This window comes from Sandarakinorhabdus sp. FBCC-B8862 (assembly GCF_059745315.1).
Genome location: NZ_CM185574.1, coordinates 1,003,905 through 1,029,385, shown reverse-complemented (window position 1 = coordinate 1,029,385; position 25,481 = coordinate 1,003,905). Strand labels below are relative to the sequence as shown.

The 25,481-nt window shown below is 66.2% G+C and carries 33 protein-coding genes and 1 tRNA gene; 17 read left to right on the top strand and 17 right to left on the bottom strand.

The window, feature by feature from the left end:
* Window positions 1–78: 78 nt before the first annotated feature.
* Together AC6BOR_RS04965 and AC6BOR_RS04960 are read left to right on the top strand one after the other, a co-directional pair.
* Entirely contained in the window at window positions 79–417 is a 339-nt protein-coding gene (locus tag AC6BOR_RS04965; RefSeq protein WP_498060090.1) for an arsenate reductase, read from the top strand.
* A 1-nt stretch (window position 418) separates the two neighbouring features.
* Window positions 419–826, top strand: a complete 408-nt coding sequence (locus AC6BOR_RS04960; protein ID WP_498060089.1) for an EVE domain-containing protein — start codon at window positions 419–421, stop codon at window positions 824–826.
* A 6-nt stretch (window positions 827–832) separates the two neighbouring features.
* Here the strand turns inward: AC6BOR_RS04960 and AC6BOR_RS04955 are convergent, their stop codons facing one another.
* Both AC6BOR_RS04955 and AC6BOR_RS04950 read right to left on the bottom strand, forming a co-directional pair.
* A complete protein-coding gene (locus AC6BOR_RS04955) occupies window positions 833–1,441 on the bottom strand; it encodes a LysE family translocator (protein ID WP_498060088.1) in 609 nt (202 codons plus the stop codon).
* A gap of 51 nt (window positions 1,442–1,492) precedes the next feature.
* Window positions 1,493–1,987, bottom strand: a complete 495-nt coding sequence (locus AC6BOR_RS04950; protein WP_498060087.1) for an MGMT family protein — start codon at window positions 1,985–1,987, stop codon at window positions 1,493–1,495.
* 152 nt (window positions 1,988–2,139) lie between these two features.
* On the opposite strand from AC6BOR_RS04950, the gene AC6BOR_RS04945 reads away from it, so the two are divergent.
* Together AC6BOR_RS04945 and AC6BOR_RS04940 are read left to right on the top strand one after the other, a co-directional pair.
* Window positions 2,140–3,333 carry a multidrug effflux MFS transporter gene (locus AC6BOR_RS04945; RefSeq protein ID WP_498060086.1) on the top strand — a complete coding sequence of 398 codons (1,194 nt, stop codon included), beginning with the start codon at window positions 2,140–2,142 and terminating at the stop codon, window positions 3,331–3,333.
* Window positions 3,330–4,205 (top strand): EamA family transporter, encoded by an 876-nt coding sequence (locus AC6BOR_RS04940; protein ID WP_498060085.1) that lies wholly within the window; start codon window positions 3,330–3,332, stop codon window positions 4,203–4,205. The genes AC6BOR_RS04945 and AC6BOR_RS04940 overlap by 4 nt, the downstream gene beginning before the upstream one ends.
* On the opposite strand, the gene AC6BOR_RS04935 is transcribed toward AC6BOR_RS04940, so the two are convergent.
* Window positions 4,206–4,841 carry a glutathione S-transferase family protein gene (locus tag AC6BOR_RS04935; RefSeq protein ID WP_498060084.1) on the bottom strand — a complete coding sequence of 212 codons (636 nt, stop codon included), beginning with the start codon at window positions 4,839–4,841 and terminating at the stop codon, window positions 4,206–4,208.
* Between the two features lie 37 nt (window positions 4,842–4,878).
* Between AC6BOR_RS04935 and arfB the strand changes: the two genes are divergently transcribed.
* Together arfB and AC6BOR_RS04925 are read left to right on the top strand one after the other, a co-directional pair.
* Window positions 4,879–5,286, top strand: coding sequence for an alternative ribosome rescue aminoacyl-tRNA hydrolase ArfB (arfB, locus tag AC6BOR_RS04930; RefSeq protein ID WP_498060083.1), 408 nt, complete (start codon window positions 4,879–4,881; stop codon window positions 5,284–5,286).
* 82 nt (window positions 5,287–5,368) lie between these two features.
* Window positions 5,369–5,713: a hypothetical protein gene (locus tag AC6BOR_RS04925; protein WP_498060082.1), complete on the top strand. Its 345-nt coding sequence runs from the start codon at window positions 5,369–5,371 to the stop codon at window positions 5,711–5,713.
* A gap of 44 nt (window positions 5,714–5,757) precedes the next feature.
* Here the strand turns inward: AC6BOR_RS04925 and mce are convergent, their stop codons facing one another.
* Window positions 5,758–6,204: a methylmalonyl-CoA epimerase gene (mce, locus tag AC6BOR_RS04920; protein WP_498060081.1), complete on the bottom strand. Its 447-nt coding sequence runs from the start codon at window positions 6,202–6,204 to the stop codon at window positions 5,758–5,760.
* Window positions 6,205–6,266: 62 nt separating this feature from the next.
* Between mce and AC6BOR_RS04915 the strand changes: the two genes are divergently transcribed.
* Window positions 6,267–6,632: a hypothetical protein gene (locus AC6BOR_RS04915; protein ID WP_086117132.1), complete on the top strand. Its 366-nt coding sequence runs from the start codon at window positions 6,267–6,269 to the stop codon at window positions 6,630–6,632.
* Between the two features lie 131 nt (window positions 6,633–6,763).
* Here AC6BOR_RS04915 and AC6BOR_RS04910 read toward each other — a convergent pair whose 3' ends face one another.
* The 3 genes from AC6BOR_RS04910 to AC6BOR_RS04900 are packed head-to-tail and all read right to left on the bottom strand — an operon-like array spanning window position 6,764 to window position 9,784.
* The gene (locus AC6BOR_RS04910) at window positions 6,764–8,296 is read right to left on the bottom strand and encodes a DHA2 family efflux MFS transporter permease subunit (protein ID WP_498060080.1); all 1,533 of its coding nucleotides are present in this window, start codon (window positions 8,294–8,296) and stop codon (window positions 6,764–6,766) included.
* Window positions 8,293–9,312: an HlyD family secretion protein gene (locus tag AC6BOR_RS04905; protein WP_498060079.1), complete on the bottom strand. Its 1,020-nt coding sequence runs from the start codon at window positions 9,310–9,312 to the stop codon at window positions 8,293–8,295. The genes AC6BOR_RS04910 and AC6BOR_RS04905 overlap by 4 nt, the downstream gene beginning before the upstream one ends.
* 4 nt (window positions 9,313–9,316) lie before the next feature.
* Entirely contained in the window at window positions 9,317–9,784 is a 468-nt protein-coding gene (locus AC6BOR_RS04900; RefSeq protein ID WP_498060078.1) for a MarR family winged helix-turn-helix transcriptional regulator, read from the bottom strand.
* A gap of 169 nt (window positions 9,785–9,953) precedes the next feature.
* Between AC6BOR_RS04900 and prsK the strand changes: the two genes are divergently transcribed.
* From prsK to AC6BOR_RS04880, 4 genes are all read left to right on the top strand, one after another.
* Complete coding sequence (prsK, locus tag AC6BOR_RS04895) at window positions 9,954–12,059, top strand: XrtA/PEP-CTERM system histidine kinase PrsK (protein ID WP_498060077.1); 2,106 nt, start codon at window positions 9,954–9,956, stop codon at window positions 12,057–12,059.
* Window positions 12,056–13,417, top strand: a complete 1,362-nt coding sequence (gene prsR / locus AC6BOR_RS04890; protein ID WP_498060075.1) for a PEP-CTERM-box response regulator transcription factor — start codon at window positions 12,056–12,058, stop codon at window positions 13,415–13,417. Before prsK ends, prsR begins: the two co-directional genes overlap by 4 nt.
* A gap of 53 nt (window positions 13,418–13,470) precedes the next feature.
* A tRNA-Pro gene (locus AC6BOR_RS04885) sits at window positions 13,471–13,547 on the top strand.
* Window positions 13,548–13,653: 106 nt separating this feature from the next.
* Window positions 13,654–14,067 carry a holin family protein gene (locus AC6BOR_RS04880; RefSeq protein WP_086117138.1) on the top strand — a complete coding sequence of 138 codons (414 nt, stop codon included), beginning with the start codon at window positions 13,654–13,656 and terminating at the stop codon, window positions 14,065–14,067.
* A 3-nt stretch (window positions 14,068–14,070) separates the two neighbouring features.
* Here AC6BOR_RS04880 and AC6BOR_RS04875 read toward each other — a convergent pair whose 3' ends face one another.
* The 3 genes from AC6BOR_RS04875 to argC are packed head-to-tail and all read right to left on the bottom strand — an operon-like array spanning window position 14,071 to window position 16,155.
* Window positions 14,071–14,583, bottom strand: a complete 513-nt coding sequence (locus AC6BOR_RS04875; RefSeq protein WP_498060074.1) for a gamma carbonic anhydrase family protein — start codon at window positions 14,581–14,583, stop codon at window positions 14,071–14,073.
* The gene (locus tag AC6BOR_RS04870) at window positions 14,580–15,107 is read right to left on the bottom strand and encodes a GNAT family N-acetyltransferase (RefSeq protein ID WP_498060073.1); all 528 of its coding nucleotides are present in this window, start codon (window positions 15,105–15,107) and stop codon (window positions 14,580–14,582) included. Before AC6BOR_RS04870 ends, AC6BOR_RS04875 begins: the two co-directional genes overlap by 4 nt.
* 10 nt (window positions 15,108–15,117) lie before the next feature.
* Window positions 15,118–16,155, bottom strand: coding sequence for an N-acetyl-gamma-glutamyl-phosphate reductase (gene argC, locus AC6BOR_RS04865; RefSeq protein ID WP_498060072.1), 1,038 nt, complete (start codon window positions 16,153–16,155; stop codon window positions 15,118–15,120).
* Between the two features lie 108 nt (window positions 16,156–16,263).
* Between argC and AC6BOR_RS04860 the strand changes: the two genes are divergently transcribed.
* Together AC6BOR_RS04860 and AC6BOR_RS04855 are read left to right on the top strand one after the other, a co-directional pair.
* The gene (locus tag AC6BOR_RS04860; RefSeq protein ID WP_498060071.1) at window positions 16,264–16,911 is read left to right on the top strand and encodes a dioxygenase family protein; all 648 of its coding nucleotides are present in this window, start codon (window positions 16,264–16,266) and stop codon (window positions 16,909–16,911) included.
* Entirely contained in the window at window positions 16,908–17,402 is a 495-nt protein-coding gene (locus tag AC6BOR_RS04855; RefSeq protein ID WP_498060070.1) for a GNAT family N-acetyltransferase, read from the top strand. The genes AC6BOR_RS04860 and AC6BOR_RS04855 overlap by 4 nt, the downstream gene beginning before the upstream one ends.
* A 42-nt stretch (window positions 17,403–17,444) precedes the next feature.
* Here the strand turns inward: AC6BOR_RS04855 and AC6BOR_RS04850 are convergent, their stop codons facing one another.
* Together AC6BOR_RS04850 and hemB are read right to left on the bottom strand one after the other, a co-directional pair.
* Window positions 17,445–17,675 carry an HTH-like domain-containing protein gene (locus AC6BOR_RS04850; protein WP_498060069.1) on the bottom strand — a complete coding sequence of 77 codons (231 nt, stop codon included), beginning with the start codon at window positions 17,673–17,675 and terminating at the stop codon, window positions 17,445–17,447.
* Window position 17,676: 1 nt separating this feature from the next.
* A complete protein-coding gene (hemB, locus tag AC6BOR_RS04845; RefSeq protein WP_498060068.1) occupies window positions 17,677–18,666 on the bottom strand; it encodes a porphobilinogen synthase in 990 nt (329 codons plus the stop codon).
* A 97-nt stretch (window positions 18,667–18,763) separates the two neighbouring features.
* On the opposite strand from hemB, the gene AC6BOR_RS04840 reads away from it, so the two are divergent.
* The gene (locus tag AC6BOR_RS04840; protein ID WP_498060067.1) at window positions 18,764–18,907 is read left to right on the top strand and encodes a hypothetical protein; all 144 of its coding nucleotides are present in this window, start codon (window positions 18,764–18,766) and stop codon (window positions 18,905–18,907) included.
* Window positions 18,908–18,912: 5 nt separating this feature from the next.
* On the opposite strand, the gene AC6BOR_RS04835 is transcribed toward AC6BOR_RS04840, so the two are convergent.
* Genes AC6BOR_RS04835 through rpiB form a run of 5 tightly spaced genes read right to left on the bottom strand, consistent with a single transcriptional unit; the run spans window position 18,913 to window position 22,339 of the window.
* Entirely contained in the window at window positions 18,913–19,668 is a 756-nt protein-coding gene (locus AC6BOR_RS04835) for an RNA methyltransferase (protein ID WP_498060066.1), read from the bottom strand.
* Between the two features lie 32 nt (window positions 19,669–19,700).
* The gene (nrdR, locus tag AC6BOR_RS04830; protein ID WP_498060065.1) at window positions 19,701–20,180 is read right to left on the bottom strand and encodes a transcriptional regulator NrdR; all 480 of its coding nucleotides are present in this window, start codon (window positions 20,178–20,180) and stop codon (window positions 19,701–19,703) included.
* Complete coding sequence (locus AC6BOR_RS04825; protein ID WP_498060064.1) at window positions 20,180–20,566, bottom strand: hypothetical protein; 387 nt, start codon at window positions 20,564–20,566, stop codon at window positions 20,180–20,182. The genes nrdR and AC6BOR_RS04825 overlap by 1 nt, the downstream gene beginning before the upstream one ends.
* 30 nt (window positions 20,567–20,596) lie before the next feature.
* Window positions 20,597–21,901, bottom strand: a complete 1,305-nt coding sequence (glyA, locus tag AC6BOR_RS04820; RefSeq protein WP_498060063.1) for a serine hydroxymethyltransferase — start codon at window positions 21,899–21,901, stop codon at window positions 20,597–20,599.
* Between the two features lie 12 nt (window positions 21,902–21,913).
* Window positions 21,914–22,339: a ribose 5-phosphate isomerase B gene (gene rpiB / locus AC6BOR_RS04815; protein ID WP_498060062.1), complete on the bottom strand. Its 426-nt coding sequence runs from the start codon at window positions 22,337–22,339 to the stop codon at window positions 21,914–21,916.
* Window positions 22,340–22,583: 244 nt separating this feature from the next.
* On the opposite strand from rpiB, the gene AC6BOR_RS04810 reads away from it, so the two are divergent.
* The 3 genes from AC6BOR_RS04810 to AC6BOR_RS04800 all read left to right on the top strand — a co-directional run bounded on the left by AC6BOR_RS04810 (window position 22,584) and on the right by AC6BOR_RS04800 (window position 25,424).
* Complete coding sequence (locus tag AC6BOR_RS04810; protein WP_498060061.1) at window positions 22,584–23,357, top strand: PEPxxWA-CTERM sorting domain-containing protein; 774 nt, start codon at window positions 22,584–22,586, stop codon at window positions 23,355–23,357.
* A 245-nt stretch (window positions 23,358–23,602) separates the two neighbouring features.
* Window positions 23,603–24,385, top strand: coding sequence for a PEPxxWA-CTERM sorting domain-containing protein (locus AC6BOR_RS04805; RefSeq protein ID WP_498060060.1), 783 nt, complete (start codon window positions 23,603–23,605; stop codon window positions 24,383–24,385).
* Window positions 24,386–24,641: 256 nt separating this feature from the next.
* Window positions 24,642–25,424, top strand: coding sequence for a PEPxxWA-CTERM sorting domain-containing protein (locus AC6BOR_RS04800; protein WP_498060059.1), 783 nt, complete (start codon window positions 24,642–24,644; stop codon window positions 25,422–25,424).
* Window positions 25,425–25,481 lie beyond the last annotated feature (57 nt).

Sequence of the window (25,481 nt, the reverse complement as noted above, 5' to 3'; positions counted from 1 at the left end):
CCTTTGTTCCGCTCCGGCATGGGCCAGCCTGTCGCAGGCGGCTTGGCAGCGCGGCCCCGGCTTGGCATGAGGCAGGCCATGATCCTTTATGGCATTCCCAATTGCGACACGGTGAAGAAGGCGCGCGCCTTCCTGGCCGAGCGCGGCGTCGCCCACCAGTTCCATGATTACAAAAAGGCCGGCGTGCCGTCCGATGCGCTTGCCCGCTGGGTGGCGCGCTGGGGGTGGGAGGCGGTGCTCAACCGCGCCGGCACGACGTTCAAGGCCCTGCCCGATGCGGACAAGGCTGGCATCGACGCGGCGAAGGCGATTTCGCTGATGCTGGCCAACCCCAGCATGATCAAGCGGCCGATCGTCGAGGGCGACAATATCGCGCTGATCGGTTTCAAGCCCGATGCCTGGGCGGGAGCGTTCTGAGATGGCGCGCTGGTTGGTGAAATCCGAACCGTTCAAATACAGCTGGGAGCAGCTGTTGCAGGACGGCAAGACCGCGTGGGATGGCGTGCGCAACAACCAGGCCGCCATCTATCTGCGCAGCATGAAGATCGGCGACGAGCTGTTCTTCTACCATTCGAACGAAGGCCTGTGCATCGTCGGCATCGCGCAGGTTGTGGGCGAACATTTCATCGACCCATCCGACCCCAAGGGCCGCTTCCCGGCGGTGATGGTCGGCCCCAAGGCGCCGATGCCCCGCCCGGTGACACTGGCCGAAATGAAGGCCGAGCCGCGCCTGGCCGGCATGGCGATGTTCCGCCAGTTCCGCCTGAGTGTGGTGCCGATCAGCGATGACGAATGGGATGTGGTGATGGAGATGGCCGCGCGCTGAGGCGGCTCAGCCCAGATCGGCGGCCAGAAAGCTGACCGCCACCCCCAGCATCACCAGCGCGAACAGCCGGCGGACAAGTCGCATCCGCCGAGCATCCTGCAGCAGTGCCTGGGCCTGGGACCCGGTTGCGACGATGGCAAGATGGATCGCAGTGGCGATGCCGGTGCTGATGCCGGCCAGCAGCAGCGCGGCGGGCAGATCAAGCATGCTGCCGCCCATGAACTGCGGCGCCACCACCACGAAGAACATATAGGCCTTTGGATTCAACAGGTTGATCAGCACGCCGGCCAGGAATGACTGGCGCGTGCCCGCTGCCGGGGTGCCTTGGCCCACCGGCGCATCGGCACCCCGCCAGGCGGAGATCGCCAGCCAGACCATCATGCCGGCGCCGGCCAGCCGCAGTGCCCACAGCAGCTGCGGCGCGGCCTGCAACAGCGCCACCAGCCCCAGCGCCGCCAACACGCCGTTGGCCAGCAGGCCCAGCGCCACGCCCGCCACGGCTGCCAGCCCGGCACGTCGGCCTTCGGTGGCCGCCAGACCGGCCAGCCAGGCCATGTTGGGCCCCGGCGTCAATTCGATGAGCAGCACCGCAAGCGCGAAGCCCAGCAGATCCAAGATGATGCGCCTCCCGTCCGGCCCAGCCTGTGGGCCGGGTTCGGGCCATGGTCAAGGTGGGGCCAGGGCGCGGGGGCTGCGTTCGGCAAAATCAAACACGGCCAGCTTCCGGCGCAGCGGCGAGACGCGCACGCCCTCGGCCGCCAGCAGTTCCGCCTGCAGCGCGCCGCCGCCCGGGGCCTTGTCGTTGAGGAAGCCGCCTTTTTTCAACAGCCGCCACCAAGGGGTGAGGCTGGCCGGGTCTTCGCCCATGGCCCGGCGTTCCTCGGCGGCGCGAGCGGCCATGTTGGCAAAGATGGCGGTGGACACCGGGCAGGCCACCGCCACGCCATGCGCCCGCGCGATGGCGGCGCGCAACTGGTCGAGCGTGGCGACCTCGCCAGCCAGAATGCGGTGCAGATATTGGTCCACCTCGGCGGGCGAGCTGATCACCATTGCGCCGCCATCGGCCTCCCGATAGCCGGGCGCGCCGGGCGGGATGATGTGGACGATATGCGGCGGTTTCGACGCGGCGAGATGATCGAGGGCAGTGCGTTTGCGGCTCATGACGCGATTCGTGCCACAGCGCTGCGGCCGGGTGAATAAGGCGGATTTGTTCCACGCCTGTTCGCCGCCGGCCCGGATGGGCGTCCTGATCGGGGCTGAATGCGCGAAACGCGCGCTTTCCTTCTCCGTCTGCGCCCCCTAAACCCCGGTGCGTGCACGCCCCCACCACCTCCCGCAGCCCATCGTTGGGCGAGATTCTGCTGCTTGGCAGCCTGACCGGCTTTGGCGCCGTCACCATCGATCTCTATCTGCCCACGCTGCCGGCGATCGCCCGCGATTATGGCGTGACGGCGGCAGCGGTGCAGCTCACCATGTCCACCTTCCTGGTGGGCATGGCGCTGGGCCAGCTGTTTTTCGGTCCCCTGTCAGACCGGATCGGGCGGCGGCCGACCATTTTGATTGGCTGCGGCGTCTATGTGCTGGCCAGCATCGGCTGCGCGCTGGCGCCCAATATCGAAGCGCTGGTGGCCGGCCGCTTTTTCCAGGCGCTGGGCTGCTGTGCCGGCATGGTCACCTGCCGCGCCATCGTGCGCGACCGGTATGACCATCGCGATTCGGCGCGGATTTTCAGCTTGTTGATGCTGGTGCTGGCGCTGGCGCCGCTGCTGGCGCCCACGGTGGGCGGCTGGATCGCGGCGGCGGCGGGCTGGCATGCGGTGTTCCAGGTCTTCATCCTGGTGGGGGTGGCGGTGGCGGTCGCCGTGTGGTGGCGGCTGGAGGAAAGCCGTTCCGCCGAAACCGCGGCGACCGCGGCCACCACATCGGTGATCAACGCTTATGCCGTGCTGCTGCGCCACCGCCGGCTGATCGGCTATCTGCTGGTGGGTGCGGCCAACGGCGCGACGCTGTTTTCCTATATCGCCGGATCGCCCGATCTGGTCATCAACATCTGGGGTTACAGCGAAAGCCAGTTCGGCCTGATCTTCGCGATCTTTGCCGTGGGTGTGGTGGGGGCCAGCCAGATCAACCGGCTGCTGCTCAGGAAGGCGACGCCCGATCAGGTGCTGGGCGCGGCCAGCATCGGCGCGGCGGTGGCGGGCGCGATGCTGCTGGCCTGTGCCGTGCTGGGCGCGCCGCTGTTCGTGCTGTTCCCGGCGCTGTTCATCGCCCTGTCGTCCAACGGGCTGATCGCGGCCAACGCCTCGGCCGGGGCGCTGAATGTCGATCCGCTGCGTGCCGGGGCGATTTCGGGCCTGATGGGCGGGGTGAATTTTGCCGTTGGCGCGCTGGCGTCGGCGCTGGCCGCGGCGCTGCACGATGGCACGGCGGTGCCGATGGCAGCCAATATCTGTGTGGCGCTGCTGATCGCGGCTGTCGCGTACCACGGGCTGGCCAAAGCGCGATGAACGGCGCCAGCCTCTCCCCCCGCGCGCTGTTGCTGGCGCTGGCGGTGGTCACCGTGTGGGGCAGCAATTTCGCCATCATCGGCGCGACGCTGCATGCGCTGCCGCCGCTGTTGTTCGCCACGTTGCGTTTTGCCGCCGTGGTGTTTCCGCTGATCTTCTTCGTGCGCCGGCCGGATGTGCCTTGGCGCATCCTGGCGGGCTATGGCGTTGCCATCGGTGTCGGCCAGTTCGGCCTGCTGTTCATCGCCATTGATGGCTATATCGCCGCCGGCATCGCCAGCCTGCTGGTGCAATCCCAGGTGGTGTTCACCATCGCCATGGCGATGATCACCAGTGGGGAGCGGTTGAAGCCGCTGCAATATGGCGCGCTTGCCCTGGCGCTGGCGGGTGTGGCGGTGATTGCCGGCCACACCGGCGGGGAGGTTACCTTGCCCGGCATCGCCCTCGTGCTCGGCGCCGCCTTTGGCTGGAGCCTGGGCAACATGGCCCAGCGCGCCGCCGGCAAGGTGGACATGCTGGGCTTCATCACCTGGTCTTCGCTGTTCGCCGTGCCGCCACTGGCCGGCCTTGCGCTGTGGTTCGAAGGCTGGCCGGCGATGGAAACCGCGCTGGCCGCCACGACGCCTTCGGTCTGGGCGGCGGTGGCCTGGCAGGCGCTGGGCAACACGCTGTTCGGCTATGGCGCCTGGGGCTGGCTGCTCGCCCGCTATCCGGCGACCAGCGTTGCGCCCACCTCGCTGCTGGTGCCGGTGTTCGGCATGGCCTCCACCGCGATCTGGCTGGGGGAGGATCTGCCCCCGTGGAAGCTGCTGGCCGCCGCGCTGATCATCGGCGGGCTGGCGACCAACCTGCTCGCCACCCGCCAGCGCTGATCAGGCCGGGGGCAGGCGGAAGCTGTAAGGCTCGGTCTTGTCGGCCGCTGCAATCCATGCCGGGCGGGACTGGATGCGCCGGGCATAGGCCGCGAGGTTGGGGAAATGCGCGCCCAGCCCCTGCACAGTGGCGATTTCGGCGATGAAGCTCATCATCACGTCGGCGCCCGACAGCTCGTTGTTCACCAGCCAGTCGTTGTCGCCCAGGCATTGGCTGAAATAGGCGACATGGGCACCAATCTGTTCCTGGATGCGCGGCTGCAGCGGGGCTGCGGCGTCGCCCAGCCGGGCGGTGTAGAGCGCCAGCAGGAATGGCGTCATCGCCGAGCCTTCGGCAAAATGCAGCCACATCAGATAATCCTCGTGCGCGTCGGTGCCCGGCGCCGGCATGAAGCGGCCGCCCCCGTGCTTGCGGATGATCCAATCGGTGATGGCGGCCGATTCAAAGATGATCTTGCCATCGGCTTCGAGCACCGGCGATTTGCCGAGCGGATGGATGGCCTTCAGTTCCGGCGGGGCGAGGTTGGTGGTGGCATCGCGGCTGTAATGCCTGATCTCATAGGGCGTGCCCAATTCCTCCAGCAGCCAAAGGATGCGCTGCGACCGGCTGTTGTTCAGATGATGCACGATGATCATGGCAACTCTCCCCCCGAATCGGTATTGACGGCCAATCATGGCGCTTTTCATCCCGGAAGACGAACTGGAAGAAAGCTTCGTCCGCGCCAGCGGGCCGGGCGGCCAGAATGTCAACAAGGTCTCATCGGCGGTGCAGCTGCGCTTTGATGCCGCCAGTTCGCCCAGCCTGCCCGATGATGTGCGCGAGCGGCTGCTGAAACTGGCGGGCAAGAAGGCAACGGCCGATGGCGTGATCGTCATCACTGCCAACCGCTTTCGCGATCAGCCGCAGAACCGCGCCGATGCCCGCGCCCGCCTGGCCGAGATGGTGGAGAAAGCCTGCATCCGCCCGATCACCCGCCGGCCGACCCGGCCGACGCTGGGATCAAGGCGGCGGCGGCTGGATGCCAAGGCGGTGCGCTCCACCGTCAAGGCAGGCCGTGGCAAGGTTTCGACCGACGACTGATTGAGGGGTGTGATACGCCCTTCAAATTGCCGCATTGCGGCATTACCTTGAAAGGGTCGAACCCCGTTTGAAAGGACAAGCCATGTCGGACGAAACCGCCATCACCACCACCGAAGCCGCTGATGCCGCCGCCGGCAAGCTGGACAAGATCAAGGCCGACCTGAAGGACCAGGCTGACAAGGCGATCGGCAAGGCCAAGGATGCCGCCACCGCCGCCTATGACAAGGCCGCCGCCAAGGCCCGCGAACTGGCCGAAGCTGCGCCGGAAAAGGCCCGCGAAGTCAAGGAACGCGCCCAGAAGGTCGCCGAGGAAGGCACCGCCAAGGTGCGCACCACCGTGCAGGAACAGCCGCTGGCCGCGCTGGGCGCCGGCATCGCGCTGGGCTTTGTGGTCGGTTGGCTGCTGAGCGGCCGGCGGAAGGACTGAGGCAACAAGGTCCTCCCCAAGCTTGCTTGGGGAGGATCCGTTTTTTAATGATGCCCCTCGGGCTCCTGCATCAATTCCACCAGCACGCCGCCGGTATCACGCGGGTGCACGAAGATCACCGGCACCCCATGCGCGCCCATCCGCGGCTCGCCGGTGCCCAGCACGGTGGCGCCACGGCTGCGCATCGCATCGCGCGCCGCGATGATGTCCTTCACCTCGAAGCAGACATGATGCTGCCCGCCATTGGGGTTCTTCTTCAGAAAGCCGTGGATGGGGGAATCGGCGCCCAGCGGCTCGATCAGTTCCAGCTGGCTGTTGGCGACATCGATGAACGCCACCCGCACGCCCTGGGCCGGCAGATCAAAGGCCGGGGTGGAAACAGTCGCGCCGAACAGCCGGCCATACATCGCCACCGCATCGTCGATCGACGGGCAGGCAATGCCGACATGGTTCAGGCGGCCCAGCAGCAGTTCCGGCAATTCGCTCATCATTTCCTCCTCCGGTAGCGTGGGCTGCCCCTTGCATGGCGGCGAAAAGCCGGCAAGCTGGCAAGATGATCTACATCGTCATCAACGCCATCCCCATCGGCATCGCCACTTTGCTGGGCCTGTTGCTGGCCCAGTTTGTCGATCGGCCCAAGGGGCTGGGCGGCTGGATCATTGCGTTGATCTCGGCCGGCTGGCTCTGCGCCATCCTGGCCGGCGCGCTGATCCTGGCCCCGCCCAAGGCGCCGATCTGGATCATGACCCTGGGCTCTGCCGTGGTCATTTGGGCCGGCTTCGTGGTGCCGGCGCTGGCGACATCGCTCAGCATGGCCGGCCAGCGCTGGAACCGCATCGGCATGGCCTGCCTGTGGTGGCTGGCGGTGATGCTGGTGGAAGCCGTGGTGATGCGCCTGATCGGCCTGCACGCGCCCTGAAAAGATCCTCCCTGCCCGAAGGGCGGGGAGGGGGACCGCCGAAGGCGGTGGAGGGGCGGGTGGCGCAGCTGTTCCACACGCGCGGCCCCCTCCGCCGCCTGGCGGGCGGCACATCCCCCAGAGGGGCAGGATCACTCCGGCAGATGCACCGGCGGCGCCGGCTTGGGCCGCTTCAGGATGGGCAGCAGCAGCAGCATGGCCAGCGCCATCACCGACATGGCGCGGAACACGTCGATATAGGCGATCATCACCGCCTGTTTGCTCACCGTGCCGTCCAGTACGGCCACCACCCCGCCCAGGCCGGCGGCGGCCAGCGCGGCGGGATCGGCCCAGGGCTGGCTGAACGGCGTGATGCCGCTGCCCAGATCGGCGTGGCTCACCTGGGTCTGGCGTTCCAGCAGCGCCACCGCCACGCTGATCCCGATCGAGCCGCCGATGTTCCGCAGCAGCATGAAGATGGCCGAGGCATCGGTGCGCAGCGCCATCGGCAGGCTGGCAAAGGCCACGGTGTTCAGCGGCACGAAGATCAGGCCCAGCCCCATGCCCTGGGCAAAGCCGGTATAGATGAACGGCCAGGCGCCCTGTTGCGGCGAAAACAGGCTCATCCCCCACAGGGCCGCGCCGGTGAGGGTGAACCCCACGCCCAGCATGACGCGCGGATCCACCCCGCGCCCCAGCAATTGCCCGGCCGACATCATCGCCAGCATCATGCCGATGCCGCGCGGCATCATCAGTTCACCTGCCGCCACCACCGGATAGCCAAACATGGTCTGCACCATGGTGGGCAGCAGCGCCGTGGTCGCCACCAGCAGAAAGCCGACCATGGTGATGAACAACATGCCGGTCATGGCGTTGCGGTCGGTCAGGAACTGGCGGTCAACAATGGCGCCGGGCGTCGCCAGCGCGTGCACGGCAAAGGCCCACAGGCCGGCGGCGGCCAGGCCCAGCTCGATGCGCACCTCCCAGCTTTCCAGCCAGTCCAGCTGCTGGCCCCGGTCCAGCGCCAACTGCAGCGCCGCCATGCCCAGCGCCAGCATGGCAAAGCCCGTCATGTCGAACCGGCGTTGCGGCAGGTTGGGCTGCGGCAGGATGCCGGCGGCCAGGCTGAAGCAGACAAGACCCACAGGCAGGTTGATCAGGAACACCCAGCGCCAATCGAAACTGTCGGTCAGCCAGCCGCCCACAACCGGGCCCAATATGGGCCCCACCATCACCCCCACGCCCCACCAGGCCATGGCCGGGCCATGCTTGGCCGGCGGCCACGCATCCAGCACATAGGCTTGGCCCAGCGGCGCCAGAAAGGCCCCGGCCGCGCCCTGCAGCATGCGCCAGATCACCATTTCGGTGAGGCTGCCGGCCAGGCCGCACAGCACCGAAAACAGCGTGAAGCCGGCGACCGACCACAGGAACAGCGTGCGCCGGCCGATACGCGCCGCCAGCCATCCGGTGAGCGGCGTGGCGACAGCGGTGGCGACGATATAGCTGGTCAGCACCCAGGTCACGCTGTCGGCCGCGGCATTCAGGCTGGGCTGCATGTGCGGCAGCGCGACATTGGCGATGGTGGAATCCAGGATGGTCATGAAGCTGCCCAGCATCACCACCGCGGTGATCACCAGCGGCGATGCCTGCGCCGGGGCGGTTGCCGGGGCCGTCGTCGCCGTCACCTGGTGATCACCTTCACCTCCGCCGAAAGCCCGGCGATCAGCGGCACATCGCGGCGCGGCTGCAGGCGGATGCGCACCGGCACGCGCTGCACCACCTTCACCCAGTTGCCGGTGGCATTCTGCGCCGGCAGCACCGAAAACTCCGCCCCGGTGCCGGCACCGATGCTCTCCACCCGGCCGGTCAGCGGCCGGTCGGGATAGGCATCCAGCGTCACTTCGGCGCTCTGGCCGACCCGCATGTCTTTCAGCTCGGTTTCCTTGAAATTGGCCTCCACAAAGGCGCTGCCGGTCACCATCAGGCTCATGGTGGCAACGCCCTGCACGATGGCCTGGCCGCGCAGCACCCGGCTGGTCTGCGTGACGATGCCATCGGCCGGCGCGCGGATCATGCTGCGTTCCAGATCCAGCGCGGCGCGGTCGCGGGCGGCGCGGGCGGCCAGCACCAGCGGGTGATCCTCCACCGAAATGCTGCGGCCCGCAGCTTCGCGGGCGCGGGTATCGTCGGCCAGCGCCCGGGCCAGCTCGGCGCGGGCATTGGCGGCATCATATTCGGCCTGTTGCAGCCGCGCCCGGGTGGCAAAGCCGCGCTTGATCAGCTCCTGCTGGCGCACCAGTTCGGCTTCGGCCAGCGTCACCGCCTCGCGCTTGCCGGCCACATCGGCAGCGCTGCCCCCGGTGCCGGTCTTCAGCTGCTGGACCTGCAGCCGGGCGCCGGCCAGCTCGGCCTCCGCCTGGTCCAGCGCGATGCGGAACGGCCGCGGTGCCAGCCGGATCAGCACCTGGCCGGCCTTCACCGGCATGTTCTCGTGCACCAGCACTTCGGCCACCCGGCCGGACACATCGGCCGACAGCGCCACCTTGTCCATCCGCACATATGCATTGTCGGTGGAAACCTGGCCCTGGCCCTGCAGCCACAGATACAGGCCGGCGCTGGCCAGCATCAACGGCACGATCGCCATCACGATGCGGATGCGCCAGCGGCCTTTTGGCGGCGCGCTGTCAACACGTGCGTGCATGGCCTTATCCTTCCCGCAACAGATTGGCACGCACGCGGCCCAACAGGCCGTGCAGCTGCGCCTGTTCGGCGGCCGTCAAACCAGCCAGCATCTCCGCGCGCACATCATCCGCCACCGGTTGCAGATCGTTCAACAGATCGTGTGCCCGCGGCGTCAGGAACAGGCGCCAGGCCCGGCGGTCGGCCGGATCGGCCCGGCGTTGCACCAGGGCGGCATCCTCCAGCCGGTCGACCATGCGGCCGACGGTGATGGTTTCCACCTCCAGCCGTTCGGCCAGCGCCGCCTGGTTGCTGCCTTCGGCGCGAGCCAGCGCGATCAGCACCTGCCACTGCGCCCGCGACACGCCGATGGCCTTGGCCCGCGCATCAAAGCGCCGCCGCAGCAGCCGGGCTGCGTCTGATACCAGCACCCCGATCGTATCAGCCACGGCAAAGCGGTTGCCCGGCGGTGATTCGTCCAATGTTTCGGTCATGCCTGCAAAATAGCATATATGCTTATTATCAGCCAACTGATTATCAGCTGCGAGAACAACCGATTTGGTGTTTCCGCCTTGCAAGCCGTTAACAATGGCTGCGATACTGCATGATGTTAAGTTCAGGGGGCATGATGGCGGTTAGGCAAGCGGGGCGCAGGCAGGCGGCATGATCGAACTGACCCAGGTTGGCCTGTTCAGCCATCTGATGGCGCTGGTCGCCTATCTGGCGCTGGCCGTGGCCGCGGTGTCACGCCAGCGCGCAACGTTCAATCTGCTGCTGGCCGGCGCGGCGCTGCTCACGGCGCTATGGGCCGGCAGCTTTGCCTATGCCTATCTGGTGGACCGCGATGCCCAGGTCTGGCTGTCGCGGCTGCAGACAATCAAGCTCGCTGGCTGGATCGGCCTGCTGCTCTATGCGCTGCGCCCGGAATGGCTGGGCGGCAGCGGCAGCGCGCGGTCCTCCTTCTGGGTGGGCGGCGTGCTCGGCTTTGTCATGACGATGCAGCTGGTGATCGATTTTTCCGGCGCCACCGAAGGGGTTTTCGAAGGCACCGCCGGTGTCGTTGGCAGCTTGTTCCTGGTCACGCGCATCGCCGTTTCGGTCACCGGCGTGGTGCTGGCGCACAATTTCTATATCAATTCGCTCCCGGCCGACCGTTCGGGCTTCCGCCTGCTGGCCATCGGCCTGGCTGGCCTGTTCCTCTATGATCTGAATTTCTACACCCTGGCCTTCCTGCTGCCGCCGGGCTCCACCGATCTCTACAATATCCGCGGCGCGGTTGATGCGCTGCTCGTCATCCTGCTGGTGTTTGCCACGCGCGACAGCCTGGTGAAGGGCGCGCGCGTGTCCCGCGCGGTGGCGTTCCAGACGGTCGCCTTTTCCGGCGTCGGCTTCTATCTCATCGCCATGTCGCTCCTGGCCTATCTGCTGCGGCTGGTGGGCGGCGATTGGGGCACGCTGCTGCAGGTCACCTTCCTGTTCGGCACCATCCTGCTGGGGGTGGTGGTGCTCGCCTCCCAGCGCTTCCGCGCCCGGCTGAAGGTGGCGATCGCCCGCAATTTCTACCGCTATCAATATGATTATCGCACCGAATGGCTGCGCTTCATCGCCACGATTTCGGCGCCCGGGGATGCCGATACGCTGCCCACCCGCGCGGTGCAGGCGCTGGCCCGTGTGCTGGATGCGCGCGGCGGCTGGCTGCTGGTGCCTGATGATGACCGGCTGCAACCCATGGCCAACTGGAACCTGGCCGAAGTGGAGCCCGATCCCATCGCCATTGACAGTCCGCTGGTGAAATGGCTGCAGGCCGAAGACCGTGCGCTGGATCTTGACCGTGTGCGCAGCGGCGATGTGCCCGGCGCGCCGGATGTGCCGCGCTGGCTGCTGGATGATCGCCGGCTCTGGCTGGCGGTGCCGGCGGTGAACCGCGACACGCTGGCCGGCGTGCTGCTGATCGGCCGCAGCCTGGCGCCGCGCGTGCTGAACTGGGAAGATGAGGAGCTGCTGAAAACCCTCGGCCGCCAGGTCGGCAGCTATATCGCCGAAAGCAGCGGCCAGGCCGCATTGGAGGAAGCCCGCCGGTTCGAGGAGTTCAACCGCCGCTTTGCCTTCATCCTGCACGATATCAAGAATCTGGTCAGCCAGTTGTCGCTGCTGGCCCGCAACGCCGAACGCCATGCCGACAATCCGGAATTCCGCGCCGATATGGTGGAAACGCTGAAGGTGTCGGTGGGCAAGATGAACGCGCTGCTGGCCTGGCTGTCCCAACGGGCCAAGGGCGGGGCTGGCGGCGACGCGCCGCTGGCGCTGGCCGGCCTGTTGCGCCAACTGGCCCGCAGCCGTTCCGCCGCCTGGCCGGCGCTCAGCCTGCACCTGCCCGATGATCAGGATGATCTGATGCTCACCGGCAATGCCGAACGGCTGGAACAGATGTTTGGCCATCTGCTGCAGAATGCCATCGATGCCTCCCCGGCCGGGTCGCCCATCCGCATCGATGCCTGCCGGTCGGGCAATGATGTCATCGTTTCGATCGCCGACCGCGGCCACGGCATGTCGGCCCGCTTCGTCCGGCAGGATTTGTTCCAGCCCTTCCAGTCCACCAAGCCGGGCGGCTTTGGCATCGGCGCCTATGAAGCGCGCGAAATCGCCCGCGCCCACGGCGGCCGGCTTGACGTGGCCAGCCGGGAAGGGGAAGGGACCACCTTCACCATCAGCCTGCCCGTTGCCGGGCAAGCGCCTGACATGGTTCAGCTGGAAAGGGGAGAGGCGTGAGTGACAAGCCCAAGCTGCTCGTCGTGGAAGATGATCCCGGCCTGCAGCGCCAGCTGAAATGGAGTTACGAGGATCAGGAGGTGATCATCGCCGGTGACCGCGAGGCGGCGCTGGAGGCGCTGCGCGTGCATCAGCCGGCGGTGGTGACGCTGGATCTGGGCCTGCCGCCCGATCCCGACGGCGTTTCGGAAGGCTTTGCCACACTGGAAGCCATATTGGCCACCCGCCCGGCCACCAAGGTGATTGTCGCATCCGGCCATGGTGCCCGCGAAAGCGCGCGCCGCGCCATCGCGCTGGGTGCCTTTGATTTCTATCACAAGCCGGTCGATATAGACGAACTCGGCCTGATCGTGCGCCGCGCCTATCATGTCGCGACGCTGGAGGCGGAAAACCGCCGGCTGGCCGAGACGGATACGGGCGTCGACAAGGTGCTGGGCGGGCTCGTCACCCAGTCGCCCGAAATGATCAAGGTGGCACGGATGGTGGAGCGTGTGGCCTCCGCCAATGTCTCGGTGATGCTGCTCGGCGCGTCGGGCACCGGCAAGGAGGTGCTGGCGCGCGGCCTGCACAATGCCTCAGCCCGCGCCGATGGCCCGTTCGTGGCGATCAACTGCGCCGCCATTCCCGAAAATCTGCTGGAATCCGAACTGTTCGGCCACGAGCGCGGCGCATTCACCGGCGCGGTGAAGATGCAGGAAGGCAAGATCGAGCTGGCCCAGGGTGGCACCCTGTTCCTTGACGAAGTGGGCGATATCCCGTTGCCGCTGCAGGTGAAATTGCTGCGCTTCATCCAGGAACGGGTGATCGAACGGGTCGGCGGCCGCAAGACCATTCCGGTCGATGTGCGGATCGTGTGTGCCACCCACCAGAATCTCGACGAGATGAAGAGCAGCGGCCGCTTCCGCGAAGATCTTTATTATCGGCTGGCCGAAATCGTCGTGCGCATCCCGGCCCTGAAGGACCGGCCGGGCGATGCCGCCTTGCTGGGGCAATATTTCCTCAACCGCTTCGCGCGCGAGAATGGCCGGGAGTTCAAGGGCTTCACCCCCGATGCCATTGCCGCCATGGCCGATTGGAGCTGGCCCGGCAACGTGCGCGAGCTCGAAAACCGCATGAAGCGCGCGGTGATCATGGCCGAAGGCAGCCGCCTGACCGCGGCCGATCTCGATCTCGTCAACAAGATCGACGAGGCGGCGCTGAGCCTGAAAAACGCCCGCGAGGCGGCAGACCGCCAGGCTATCCGCCGCGCCCTGTCCTACAGCGATGGCAACATGAGCCTGACCGCCAAGCTGCTCGGCGTCAGCCGGCCGACGCTCTATGATCTGATGAAGCAATATGGCATCGAAAACGCCGGCTGAGGTGACAAGCCTGTTGCATCGCCGCCCGATTGCCCCTAAGCCCCACCCCGGTTCGGAGCGTAGCGCAGCCTGGTAGCGCATCAGACTGGGGGTCTGGAGGTCGCAGGTTCGAATCCTGTCGCTCCGACCATTTTCTCCTCCATTCAACCCCCAACAGCCGCACATCCTGCTGTGTCTGTCCTACACGAACCAATTTGGTTATCTTCGCGCCTTCCTCTCACCGGAAAGGCACGAACATGTCAGTTCTGAATGCCCTGATCGCCCCCATCGCCGGCTTGATTGACAAGATCATCCCCGATCCCAAGGCCCGTGACGCTGCCAAGCTGGAACTGGTCAAGCTGCAGAACAGCCAGGAGCTGGAGCTGCTCTCCACCCAATTGTCGGCCATTGTCGCCGAAGCCGGCAGCGCCGATCCCTGGACCAGCCGGGCTCGGCCCAGCTTCCTTTATGTCATGTACGCGCTGCTGTTGTGGTCGATCCCGATGGGCCTGATCGCCGCCGTGCAGCCACAGATGGCGAACGACATCGCGCAAGGCATGACCCGCTATCTCAATGGCTTGCCCGAACCGCTCTATGCGCTGTTCGGCACCGGCTATCTTGGCTACACCGCCGCCCGCCAATGGGGGAAGGCCAAGGGGACGGACAAATAGCGCCTAGCCCGCCCGATACTGCTGCGCCAACCGGGCATAGCCCGCCGCTCCGGCCCGGTTGGCGGCCTGTTCGGTCTCGGTCAGTGCGCGCAGAAACCTGGCTGGCTGGCCGGCCCACAATTCGCCCGCCGGCAAGCGCTTGCCCGGCGTGAGCAGGGCGCCGGCCGCCAGCATTGCGCCGCCTTCGACCACGGCGCCATCCAGCACCACCGCGCCCATGCCGATGAAGGCGCCGCTTTCAATGCGGCAGCCGTGGATGATGCAGCCATGGCCGATCAGCACATCATCACCGATGTGCGTATCAAACCGGCCGCCCGTCACGTGCACGATGCTGCCGTCCTGGATGTTGCTGCGCGCGCCCACGCTGATCCGCCCGACATCGCCGCGCAGCACACAGTTGAACCATATCGAACTGGCGGCGCCGATCACCACCTTGCCGATGATCTGCGCACCGGCTGCGATGAAGGCATCCTCCGCAATCTGCGGCCAATCCTCGCCAAAGGGGTGGATGCTCATGGCGTGATGTCAAACGCCACATGCGGGCGCAGCGGGTTGTCTTCGGCCAGATTGGGGTGATCGAAATCCAGATCGGCGCGCCGCCGCATGCCGATGCGCGTCATCACTGCCTGGCTCTTCGTGTTGTCGGGCACGGTCATCGACACGATGCGGCCGAAGCCTTGGCGCCAGCCCCAATCGAGGCTGGCCTGCGCCGCTTCGCTGGCAAAGCCCTGGCCCCAGGCGCTCCGCGCCAGCCGCCAGCCGATCTCCGGCGCGCCCGACAGGCCGGGGATGCCCAGCGGCGCCATTTTCAGCCCGCAAAAGCCGATGAACGCGCCATTGTCCCGCCGTTCCAGCGCCCAGAATGTGTGGCCCAGCACCGCGTGCATGGCCATCAGCCGATCCACGATGGCATCACTGCCGGCACGGTCCAGCAGTGGCCCCAGATGGCGCATCACCTCAGGGTCCTGCCCCATCGCGGCAAAGGGTGCGCGGTCATCATCCCGCCACGGCCGCAGGATCAGGCGGGCGGTTTCGATCATGGGAACATCTTCATGGGAACAGCGGCGCCTGTTCCAACCCCATGGTTTCGGGCAAGCCGAACATCAGGTTGAAATTCTGGATGGCCTGGCCCGAAGAGCCCTTCACCAGATTGTCGATGGCGGCGATCACGATGGCCCGGCCGGGCACGCGATCGGCAAACACATTCACCACGACATGGTTTGACCCGCGCACCATGCGGGTCGCTGGGGCCACGCCGGCCGGCAGCAGATGCACGAACGGCTCTTGGGCATAGGCATCGGCCAGCACCTCACGCAGATAATCGGGCCCGTGCGGGGTTTCGACGATGCAGGTGACCAGCTCGCCGCGGTTCATCGGGATCAGGTGCGGCGTGAAGCTGATCCGCACGTCGCGGCCGGCCCGCAAGCCCAGTTCCTGCTCCATTTCCGGCATGTGGCGGTGATGGCCGATGCCATAGGGGTGCACGGCTTCGGCCACTTCGGGGAAGAGATTGGCTTCCTTCAGACTGCGCCCGGCGCCCGACACGCCCGACAGCGCGTTGACGGTGATATTGTCCGCCGAAATCGCGTGGGCGGCCACCAGCGGCAACAGCGCCAGCAGCACGGCCGTGGGATAGCAGCCCGGGCAGGCGGCAATGCGCGCCGCCGGCAGCGCATCACGCGCAAACTCGGTCAGGCCGTAAACCGCTTGCGCCAACAGGGCCGGTGCCGGATGCGCACCGCCATACCAGGCCGCATAGGTTTCGGCATCCTTCAGCCGGAAATCCGCCGACAGATCGATGATGCGCGGGCCATGGATGGTCGACAGCAATTCCGCCGACGCCGCGTGCGGCAGGCAGCCGAACACCGCATCGATCTCGGCAAAATCAATAGCGTCGGCCTTCGCCAGCACTGGCAGGTTCGGATAAGGCGCGAAGTGCGGCCAGATCTGCGCCATGGTCTGCCCGGCCTTGGCATTGGCGGCCAGCGCCACGATCTCCATACGCGGATGCGTCAGCGCCAGGCGCACCAGATCAGCCCCGGTATAGCCCGAAGCCCCCAACACCGCGATGCGATAGCGATCCGTCATGGGATTCGCGTTAGGGCAGGGGGGGCGCGGTTGCAAGCATTGGCCCGGCCGGCTTGACCTGTGCAAAATCGCGTGGAACGCTGTGCGCAATCAACGGGGGGATATACGATGATCATCACGCGGCGGCGTCTGCTGGGGCAGGCCGGCTTGGTAATGGCGGGCGGCCTGGCGGCCCCGGCCCTGGCTGCAGACCCAACCATGCCGATGGCGCTGGGGCCCTTTTATCCGGTGCAAAAGCCGTCCGACGCCGATGCCGATCTGGTGCAGGTGGCCGGCCGCGCCGGCAAGGCGACCGGCAAGCTGGTCGAGGTGTCGGGCCGCATCCTCAACATGAAGGGCCAACCGGTTCCGGGCGCGAAGATCGAGATCTGGCAGGCCAATGCCGGCGGCCGCTATGCCCACAAGAGTGACAACAGCACGGTGCCGCTCGATCCCAATTTCGAAGGCTTTGCCAGCCTGGTGGCCGACAAGGATGGCGCCTATCGTTTCCTCAGCATCGAACCGGGCGCCTATAATGTCGGCTCAAGCTGGCGCGCCAAGCATATCCATTATCAGGTCGATGGGCAGCTCAACCGCCTGGTGACGCAGATGTATTTCGCCGGCGATCCGCTGCTGGGCCAGGATGAGACGCTGGCCCACGATCTTGATCAGAAGGTCGGCGGGCCGATGCCGCCGGTGATCTTTGGCCAGGCCCTGGGCCAGCGCGCCGATGGCGTCACCCGGCTGGGCTTTGATGTCATCCTGATCGACGGGTGATCCGCCTCGTCCCGGCCAGCGCGGCTGATCTGGCCGATCCGTCACCCGCACTGCTGGCCGGCATCACCCGCCATTATCCCACCCCGCAGGAAGGCCGCGCCCATCTGGCCGAGATTTTGGCCATCATGGGCGCCAACCCGCGCCCGGCGCCCTGGGCCGATTGGTGGGCCCTGGCGGACGATGGCAGCATAATTGGCGAAAGCATCAGGGGCCTGGGCGGTTTCAAGGCGGCGCCCGACGCCAATGGGGTCGTCGAAATCGGCTATGGCACGTTCCCGCTGTGCGAAGGGCAGGGCGTGGCCACCGCCATCGCCGCCGGCCTGATCGCCATCGCCCGCGAGGCCGGCGCGCAGACAGTCATTGCCCACACGTTGATGACGGAAAACGCCTCAACCACCGTCCTGCGCCGCAACGGCTTTGCCTTTGTCGGCACGGTGGTCGAGCCGGAGGATGGCGAGGTCTGGCGCTGGCAGCGGGCGCTCACGCCCTGAATGGCTGCACTGATGAGAACCGTTGCACGTGGAAGCGGTCGGTCATTCCAGCTCAGCCACAATCTTGACGTAGGGGGCCAAATTTCTCGCCTTTGAAAGCTCGGTTCCATAAGCTTCAGGCTCACCAGCCAATCGAGCCAGCTCCTTCAGATTCAGCCCTTCCAGCGCGTCAGCATGTTCGATCCCGAACAAATATATCGCAATCACCTTCTTCTTGTCCGGCGCCCGAGAAATGGCTTCCCGAAAAGCTGAAACCATTTCCTTCATGGGCATGTCACGCCCCCATCAGCCGCGCCGCCAGCGGCGCGTGATAGGTGAGGACGCCGTTGCACCCGGCCCGGCGGAAGCTCATCAGGGCCTCCAGCACGCCCTTGCCGCGATCCAGCACGCCGGCGGCAATCGCGGCTTCCAGCATCGCATATTCGCCTGACACCTGATAGGCGAACACCGGCACATCAAAGGCATCGCGGATGGCGCGGATGATGTCGAGATAGGGCATGCCCGGCTTCACCATCACCGAGTCGGCGCCCTCCTCGATGTCCATCGCCACTTCGCGCAGCGCCTCGCGGGCATTGGCCGGGTCCATCTGATAGGTTTTCTTGTCGCCTTTCAGCACGCCGCCGCTGCCCACCGCATCGCGATAGGGGCCATAAAAGGCCGAGGCATATTTTGCCGAATAAGCCATGATCTGGGTGTTGTGGAACCCGTCGCCCTCCAGCCCGGCGCGAATGGCCTCGATGCGGCCATCCATCATGTCGGATGGCGCGATGATGTCACAGCCGGCGCGGGCCTGGTTCAGCGACTGGCCGACCAGCATCTCCACCGTGGCGTCGTTCAAGATCTCGCCGCTGTCAGAAATCAGCCCGTCGTGGCCATGGCTGGTGTAAAGATCGAGCGCCACATCGGTGAGCACCCCCACTTCCGGCGCGGCATCCTTGATGGCGCGGATGGCACGGCAAATGAGGTTGTCGGGGTTCAGCGCTTCCTTGGCATCCTCGCTGCGCCGATCCGGGCTGGTGTGCGGAAACAGCGCCACCGCCGGAATGCCCAGGGACGCGGCTTCCTTCGCCGCCTTGGCCAGCCGGTCAACCGACAGGCGCGACACGCCCGGCATGGTGCCCACCGGCACTTCCTGGTCATGGCCTTCGGTGGGGAACAACGGCCAGATCAGATTGGCCGGTGACAGGCTGGTCTCGCGGTGGAGATCGCGGCTCCACGCGGTCATGCGGGTGCGGCGCAGGCGGGTGTGCGGAAACTGAGTCATGCGCCGGGGTTTACGCGCTCCGCCCCGCCCTGTCACGCCTTGCCCATTGACGAAAGATTACAGCCACGTCATCAAATCCACAGGCGGGAGGCAAGGCATGGACAACAAGCAGGTCGGCACCGGCGGCGGCACTTTCTTCATCTGCCTGCTGCTCGGCATCATCTTCGATCAGATCGCGCTGGGCATCATCTTTGGCCTGCTGCTCGGCGGTGGCGCCGCGAAGGCGATCGAGCGCAAATAGGCGGCTCAGCCGCCCCGCCGCGGCTGGGCCAGGCTGCGCACCACACCGCGCAGGAACTGCACCTCGGCCGCGGTGAAGCCTGGCCGGGTCAGGATGTTGCGCAGCATGCGCCGCGCGCTTTCGCTGCGGCCTGGGGCAGGGTTGAACCAGCCGTTGTCCGCCAGTTGCGCTTCCAGCGCCGCGATCAGCCCGGCAAGATCAGCCTGCGGGGCGGGGCCTTCGTGATTGACGATCCAGCTGGGCGGCGGCGCATCATGCGCCATCACCCAGGCATAGCCCATCACCGCCACCGCCTGCGCCAGGTTGAGGCTGCCGAAATCCGGGTTGCTGGGAATGGTGCACAGCGCATGGCAGTGCAGCAGATCATCACGCGTCAGCCCGGTGCGCTCCGGCCCGAAGACCAGCGCCGATGTCACCGGCGCCGCGCGCATTTCGGCCACGGCGCCAGCCGGTGAGGTGACCCGGCGGATCATGTCGCGCGTGGTCATCGCGGTGCCGATGGTCAGCGCGCAATCGGCAATGGCATCGGCCAGCGTGTCAAACACCACCGCGCCTTCGATCACCGCATCGGCGCCGGCTGCCGATGGCCCGGCTTCGGGATTGGGCCAGCCATCGCGCGGGGCCACCAGGCGCAGTTCCGTCAGGCCAAAGTTCAGCATGGCACGCGCCACCGCGCCAATGTTCATGCCCAATTGCGGGCGCACCAGGATGATGGCCGGCGGATTGGGCGGCATGCGGGGCGGTTCGGGCGGCAGGTTCATGGCGCTGCCCTTATCGGCTTTGGCCGGCGCTGTCAGTCGGCTTTGCCCTGGGTGCCGCTCACCGCTTCGCTCAGGCCGCCCACAAAGGTCTCGAAATCCTTCGCCTCGCGGAAATCGCGATACACGCTGGCAAAGCGGATATAGGCCACCGGATCGAGGCTTTGCAGCGCCTCCATCACCAGCTCGCCCACCACGCCCACATCAATCTCGGCCTCGCCCAGCGATTCCAGCTGGCGCACCACGCCGTTGACCAGCCGCTCGATGCGTTCGGCCTCCACCGGGCGTTTGCGGCAGGCGATCTCGATGGACCGCGCCAGCTTGTCGCGCTCGAACGGCTCCTTGCGGCCAGTCTTCTTGACGATGATCAGTTCGCGCAGCTGCACCCGCTCAAAGGTGGTGAAGCGGCCCCCACAGGCCGGGCACTGGCGACGGCGGCGGATTGCGGCCGCGTCTTCCGTCGGCCGGCTGTCTTTCACCTGGGTGTCATCATGGCCGCAGAAGGGGCAGCGCATCAGGGCCTCCGGGTGATGGTGCGCAGGAAACCAAGGCCCGCGCCCAGAATCGTGCCCCAGAAAATGCCGATGAAGGAAAAGATCAGGCCAATGAAAAAGCCCACCGCTGCGCCGGCAATGATGTTGCGGCCAGCATCGCTCTGGCTCACCGGCCCGGCCTTGTTCAACAGATCATTGGCGCCCTGCTTCACCTGTTGCCCGCCGGGGCTGTCGAGCAGATTGTCCACCATCTGCCCGGCGCGGGTGAAGCCGGCATCGGCGATGTCGGCAATCTGCCGGCCGGTTTCATTGTCCAGCGCCCGGCGGCCGGCCGCGGCGGCGTCTTCCGCCAGCCGGGTCAGCTTGTCGGGTTCCGGCTTGCCGTCACCCTGTCCGTCTTCCGCCATTGCCCGCTCCCTTCCGCCTGGCGCGGCGGTTCAGGCCGGATAGATCGGGAACCGCGCGCACAGCGCCCGCACGCGGGCATTCACCGCCTGCTCAACCGCCGCATTGCCATCATGGCCATTGGCGGCCAGCCCGTCCAGCACATCGGCGATCATATCGCCAATCGCCTGGAATTCGGCGATGCCAAAGCCGCGGGTGGTGCCGGCCGGGCTGCCGACGCGGATGCCGCTGGTCTTGGTCGGCGGCAGCGGATCGAACGGCACGCCATTCTTGTTGCAGGTGATGCCGGCGCGCTCCAGCGCTTCGTCCGCATCCTTGCCGGTGATGCCCTTGGGGCTGAGGTCGATCAGCGCCAGGTGCGTGTCGGTGCCGCCGGCCACCACGGCGCAGCCGCGCTCCACCAGCCGGGCCGCCAGGGCTTGCGCGTTGGCGATCACCGCGCGGCTGTAATCCTTGAACTCCGGCTGCAGCGCCTCGCCAAAGGCCACGGCCTTGGCGGCAATCACATGCATCAGCGGGCCGCCCTGCAGGCCGGGGAACACGGCGCTGTTGAACTTCTTGCCCAGTTCGGCATCGCGGCTCAGGATCATGCCACCCCGGGGCCCGCGCAGCGTCTTGTGCGTGGTCGTCGTCACCACATCGGCATGCGGGATGGGGGAGGGGTGCAGGCCCGCCGCCACCAGCCCGGCGAAATGCGCCATGTCCACATGCAGGCGCGCGCCCACCTTGTCGGCAATGGCACGGAACCGGGCGAAATCAATATGGCGCGGATACGCGGAACCACCAGCAATGATCAGCACCGGCTTGTGCTCAACGGCCAGGCGCTCCACCTCGTCATAATCGATCAGATGATCCTCGCGACGCACGCCATATTGCACGGCGTTGAACCATTTGCCGCTCATCGCCGCCTTGGCGCCATGGGTCAGGTGGCCGCCGGCATCCAGGCTCATGCCCAGGATGGTCTCGCCCGGCTTCACCAGTGCCAGCATGACCGCACCATTGGCCTGCGCGCCCGAATGCGGCTGCACATTGGCATATTCGGCGCCAAACAGCGCCTTGGCGCGATCGATGGCCAATTGCTCCACCACGTCCGACGGGTGGCAGCCCTGATAATAACGCTTGCCGGGATAGCCTTCGGCATATTTGTTGGTGAACACCGAGCCTTGCGCCTCCAGCACGGCGCGCGACACGATGTTTTCGCTCGCGATCAGCTCGATCTGGTTCTGCTGGCGGTCAAGCTCGGCGGCAATCGCGGCAGCCACGGCCGGATCGCTGCCGGCAACCGGCGTTTCGAAAAACCCATCGGGGCGGATATCCGCAATCGGCTGGCTGCTCATCGATGGTCTCCCTCAACCCAGCTTGGCAACGCGCCCGGCATGGCGGCCGCCTTCAAAGGGCGTGTTCAGAAATTCGTGCACGCAATCGCGGGCGGTTTCCGGGCCGATTATCCGGCTGCCCAGCGCGATGCAATTGGCATCATTGTGCTGGCGGGCCAGCCGCGCCATCAGGCCGCTGGTCACCAGTGCGCAACGCACCCCGGCCACGCGGTTGGCGGCAATGGAAATGCCGATGCCGGAACCGCAGATGGCAATGCCCCGGTCGGCACGGCCGGTGCTGATCGCTTCGCCAATCGCCCGTCCATAATCGGGATAGTCCACCCGGCCATCGTCATGTGGGCCCAGATCCAGCACATCATGCCCCTGCGCGGCCAGTTCGGCCGCCAGTTCGGCCTTCAGGGCAAAGCCGGCATGATCGGAAGCGATGGCGATGGTCATGGTCTTGTCGTCCCGGCGGCGGCTGATGCGGCGTGCCCTACAGGCAGCGCCTGGCAAAATCCACCCCGCTGCCGGCGGAAAGGGCCGCGTGCGACCACCGGGCCGCTGCTGGCCGGCACGAGACCAGCCTTTTGCAAAAAGTTTAAGCCATGGTAAATTTGTTGTTGAGATTTTGTTTATCATTTGGCAAGAATTGCCTGTGCCCCGGTCAGACTCGGACCGGTTGTCATTCAGGGGGTTTGAAATGCGCACCATCACCAAGCTGGCCATCCTGGCCACCGCCAGCCTCGCGGCCGCCGGCGCCGCCTCGGCCACCAACCTTGTCACCTTTGCCACCTATTCGTCGACGGCGACGGGCACCAACTTCCGTTGGGCGCGGCTCGCCACCAACGGCAACAAGGATGCGCAATTCTACACCACCGCCACGGCCAGCGCGAACACGGCTGGCAGCACCAATGTGGTGTTCTTCTTCAAGGATCTTGGCGGCTTCTCCAGCGCCTTCATCGCCGGCATTCCGGCCAAGCTGATGCTGTCGGGCACCGTGACCAACACGGCTGCAACCAGCGCCAGCGGCACCATCACCCAGACGAACATCACCGGCAGCTTCGCATTCACCGCCAACAACACGGTCACCTACGGCCCGGCTTCTGGCACCAACCTGCTGTCGGGCACCTTCAGCCAGGTGATCTTCTCGGGCAACACGGCCGGCACCACCGGCAGCATCAATGGTTCGACCGGCGGTGGTTCCTCCATCACCTACACGTCGGACTTCCTGACCTTCGCTGGCTCGTCGACCTTTGACCTTGGCCTGACCCTGACCTCGGTAAACCCGGTGGTGGGCTTCAACTCCGGCCAGGCGCTGCGCAGCTTCCGTGCGGTGATGACCGGCAACTTCTCGTCCGACCCGGCCCCGCTGCCGCCGTCGATCCCGGAACCGGGCACCTGGGCGATGATGATCGCCGGCATCGGCTTGGTGGGCCTCGCCCGCCGCCGCCGACAGATTGTCGTCGCTGCCTGATCCTTGATCAATCATTTCTGTTTGGAAAAGGGCTCGCGATGGCGGGCCCTTTTTCGTTTGTGGCACCCGTTGCTTCGCCTTCTCACGCGGCCATGAAGCAGGACTCTGTTAGCTCTGCCTTACAACCGGAAAGAGGTTAATCGATTTTAACCGCGATATTTCAGTCGTTTAGATAAAATTCATATTTGGCACGCGCTTTGCATAGATGCTGGCGTAGTTCATTTGTCCAACCAGAAGGTGCTCTCATGAAGCTCTCGTCCAAACTGGCTCTCGCCGCTGCCGCCCTGCTGGCCTCGACCTCGGTCGCCGCCACCAACCTGGTGACGTTCGCCACCTATTCGTCGACCGCCACCGGCACCAACTTCCGCTGGGTGCGCAGCGCCAACACCGTGGCTGGCAACAACGCCCGCAATGCCACCTTCTACACGACGGCAACCGCCAACGGCACTGTCGCCGGTTCGACCAACGTCGCCTTCTTCTTCAAGGATCTTGGCGGCTTCTCGTCCTTCTTCAACGCTGGCATCCCGGCCAAGCTGCTGCTCTCCGGCACCGTGACCAACACGCCGGCGACGCTGAACGGCACCACCGTCACCCAGACGCTGATCACCGGCAGCTTCGCGTTCACCGCCAACAACACCGTGACCTACGGCAGCACGTCTGGCACCAACCTGCTCTCGGGCACGTTCAGCCAGCTGACCTTCACCGGCACCAACGGCGGCAGCTCGGGTGCCATCAACGGTTCGACCGGCGGCGGCTCGAGCATCACTTACACGTCGGACTTCCTGACGTTCGCTGGTGCTTCCACCTTCGACATCGGTCTGACGCTGACCTCGATCGCGCCGCTGCTGACGTTCACCGCCAACCGCGCGCTGCCGAACTTCCGCGCCGTGATGACCGGCAACTTCTCGTCCGACCCGGCCCCGATCGCTCCGTCGATCCCGGAACCGGGCACCTGGGCGATGATGATCGCCGGCATGGGCCTGGTGGGCTTCGCCCGCCGCCGTCGCCGGGTCGCTGTCGCCGCCTGATCGGCGTTCAGCAACTGAAACAGGGAAGGGCCCGCTTCGGCGGGCCCTTTTCGTTTGCCCGGTTGCTTTTGCACAGCCGCCAATTCGCCAGACCAAAGTCTGTATGGCCATGTTGGCCAACACCGAATAGCCTTACAGGCAAGCGGCCAGTTCTCAGATTGCGGGCAGTAATTTCAGGGATTTAGCAGTTCCTGTCGATTGGCACGTTCATTGCAGAACGGTCAGGGCGTCGATTTCGCTCTGAAAGGTGCCCCTCATGAAGTTCGCCTCCACCCTCGCTGTTGCCACCCTTGCCCTGCTGGCCTCCACCTCGGTGTCCGCCACGAATGTGGTGACCTTTGCCACCTATTCCTCAACCGCAACCGGCACCAATTTCCGTTGGGTGCGCAGCGCGGCCAACACCGCCGGCAACAATGCCAGGAACGTCAGCTTCTACACCACGTCGCGGTCCAACGGCACGGTTGCCGGTGCCACGAATGTCGTCTTCTTCTACAAGGATCTTGGCGGCTTCTCGAGCACGTTCAACTCCGGCATCCCCGCCAAGTTGCTGCTCGAAGGCACGGTGACCAACACGCCGGCCACCCGCAACGGCACGCAGATCACCCAGACATCGTTGACCGGCACCTTCTCCTTCACGGCCAACAACACCGTCACCTACGGCAATGCGTCCGGCCGCAACCTGCTCTCGGGCAGCTTCAGCCAGGTGACCTTCACCGGCACCAGCGCTGGCAGCACCGGCGGCATCAACGGCTCCACCACCGGCGGCTCGACGATCAGCTACAGCTCCGACTTCCTGAACTTCAGCGGTGGTTCCTCCTACGATATCGGTTTCACCCTCACCTCGATCCTGCCGCTGCTCAGCCAGACCAACAATCGGGCGCTTGCGAGCTTCCGCGGGGTGTTGACCGGAAACTTCTCGTCAAACCCGGCCCCACTGCCGCCCTCAATCCCGGAACCGGGCACCTGGGCCATGATGATCGCTGGCATCGGTCTCGTCGGCTTCGCCCGCCGCCGCCGCCGCGATGCTCTGGCTGCCTGATCACCCGCCAGTTCGATCCTCGCACCGATCAGGGGGGCGGCCTTCCCGGGCCGCCCC

Excerpts from the sequence above, each read along its gene's own strand:
- AC6BOR_RS04965 (WP_498060090.1), top strand. The coding sequence starts at position 79 with ATGATCCTTTATGGCATTCCCAATTGCGACACGGTGAAGAAGGCGCGC.
- AC6BOR_RS04900 (WP_498060078.1), bottom strand. The coding sequence starts at position 9,784 with ATGACCGAAACATTGGACGAATCACCGCCGGGCAACCGCTTTGCCGTG.
- AC6BOR_RS04950 (WP_498060087.1), bottom strand. The coding sequence starts at position 1,987 with ATGAGCCGCAAACGCACTGCCCTCGATCATCTCGCCGCGTCGAAACCG.
- arfB (WP_498060083.1), top strand. The coding sequence starts at position 4,879 with ATGGCGCTTTTCATCCCGGAAGACGAACTGGAAGAAAGCTTCGTCCGC.
- AC6BOR_RS04800 (WP_498060059.1), top strand. The coding sequence starts at position 24,642 with ATGAAGTTCGCCTCCACCCTCGCTGTTGCCACCCTTGCCCTGCTGGCC.
- AC6BOR_RS04875 (WP_498060074.1), bottom strand. The coding sequence starts at position 14,583 with ATGAGCATCCACCCCTTTGGCGAGGATTGGCCGCAGATTGCGGAGGAT.
- rpiB (WP_498060062.1), bottom strand. The coding sequence starts at position 22,339 with ATGACCATCGCCATCGCTTCCGATCATGCCGGCTTTGCCCTGAAGGCC.
- mce (WP_498060081.1), bottom strand. The coding sequence starts at position 6,204 with ATGATGAGCGAATTGCCGGAACTGCTGCTGGGCCGCCTGAACCATGTC.
- AC6BOR_RS04905 (WP_498060079.1), bottom strand. The coding sequence starts at position 9,312 with ATGCACGCACGTGTTGACAGCGCGCCGCCAAAAGGCCGCTGGCGCATC.
- argC (WP_498060072.1), bottom strand. The coding sequence starts at position 16,155 with ATGACGGATCGCTATCGCATCGCGGTGTTGGGGGCTTCGGGCTATACC.
- AC6BOR_RS04805 (WP_498060060.1), top strand. The coding sequence starts at position 23,603 with ATGAAGCTCTCGTCCAAACTGGCTCTCGCCGCTGCCGCCCTGCTGGCC.
- AC6BOR_RS04880 (WP_086117138.1), top strand. The coding sequence starts at position 13,654 with ATGTCAGTTCTGAATGCCCTGATCGCCCCCATCGCCGGCTTGATTGAC.
- AC6BOR_RS04840 (WP_498060067.1), top strand. The coding sequence starts at position 18,764 with ATGGACAACAAGCAGGTCGGCACCGGCGGCGGCACTTTCTTCATCTGC.
- AC6BOR_RS04850 (WP_498060069.1), bottom strand. The coding sequence starts at position 17,675 with ATGCCCATGAAGGAAATGGTTTCAGCTTTTCGGGAAGCCATTTCTCGG.
- AC6BOR_RS04810 (WP_498060061.1), top strand. The coding sequence starts at position 22,584 with ATGCGCACCATCACCAAGCTGGCCATCCTGGCCACCGCCAGCCTCGCG.
- AC6BOR_RS04860 (WP_498060071.1), top strand. The coding sequence starts at position 16,264 with ATGATCATCACGCGGCGGCGTCTGCTGGGGCAGGCCGGCTTGGTAATG.
- AC6BOR_RS04825 (WP_498060064.1), bottom strand. The coding sequence starts at position 20,566 with ATGGCGGAAGACGGACAGGGTGACGGCAAGCCGGAACCCGACAAGCTG.
- nrdR (WP_498060065.1), bottom strand. The coding sequence starts at position 20,180 with ATGCGCTGCCCCTTCTGCGGCCATGATGACACCCAGGTGAAAGACAGC.
- AC6BOR_RS04940 (WP_498060085.1), top strand. The coding sequence starts at position 3,330 with ATGAACGGCGCCAGCCTCTCCCCCCGCGCGCTGTTGCTGGCGCTGGCG.
- glyA (WP_498060063.1), bottom strand. The coding sequence starts at position 21,901 with ATGAGCAGCCAGCCGATTGCGGATATCCGCCCCGATGGGTTTTTCGAA.
- hemB (WP_498060068.1), bottom strand. The coding sequence starts at position 18,666 with ATGACTCAGTTTCCGCACACCCGCCTGCGCCGCACCCGCATGACCGCG.
- AC6BOR_RS04960 (WP_498060089.1), top strand. The coding sequence starts at position 419 with ATGGCGCGCTGGTTGGTGAAATCCGAACCGTTCAAATACAGCTGGGAG.
- prsK (WP_498060077.1), top strand. The coding sequence starts at position 9,954 with ATGATCGAACTGACCCAGGTTGGCCTGTTCAGCCATCTGATGGCGCTG.
- AC6BOR_RS04925 (WP_498060082.1), top strand. The coding sequence starts at position 5,369 with ATGTCGGACGAAACCGCCATCACCACCACCGAAGCCGCTGATGCCGCC.
- AC6BOR_RS04935 (WP_498060084.1), bottom strand. The coding sequence starts at position 4,841 with ATGATCATCGTGCATCATCTGAACAACAGCCGGTCGCAGCGCATCCTT.
- AC6BOR_RS04835 (WP_498060066.1), bottom strand. The coding sequence starts at position 19,668 with ATGAACCTGCCGCCCGAACCGCCCCGCATGCCGCCCAATCCGCCGGCC.
- AC6BOR_RS04915 (WP_086117132.1), top strand. The coding sequence starts at position 6,267 with ATGATCTACATCGTCATCAACGCCATCCCCATCGGCATCGCCACTTTG.
- AC6BOR_RS04870 (WP_498060073.1), bottom strand. The coding sequence starts at position 15,107 with ATGATCGAAACCGCCCGCCTGATCCTGCGGCCGTGGCGGGATGATGAC.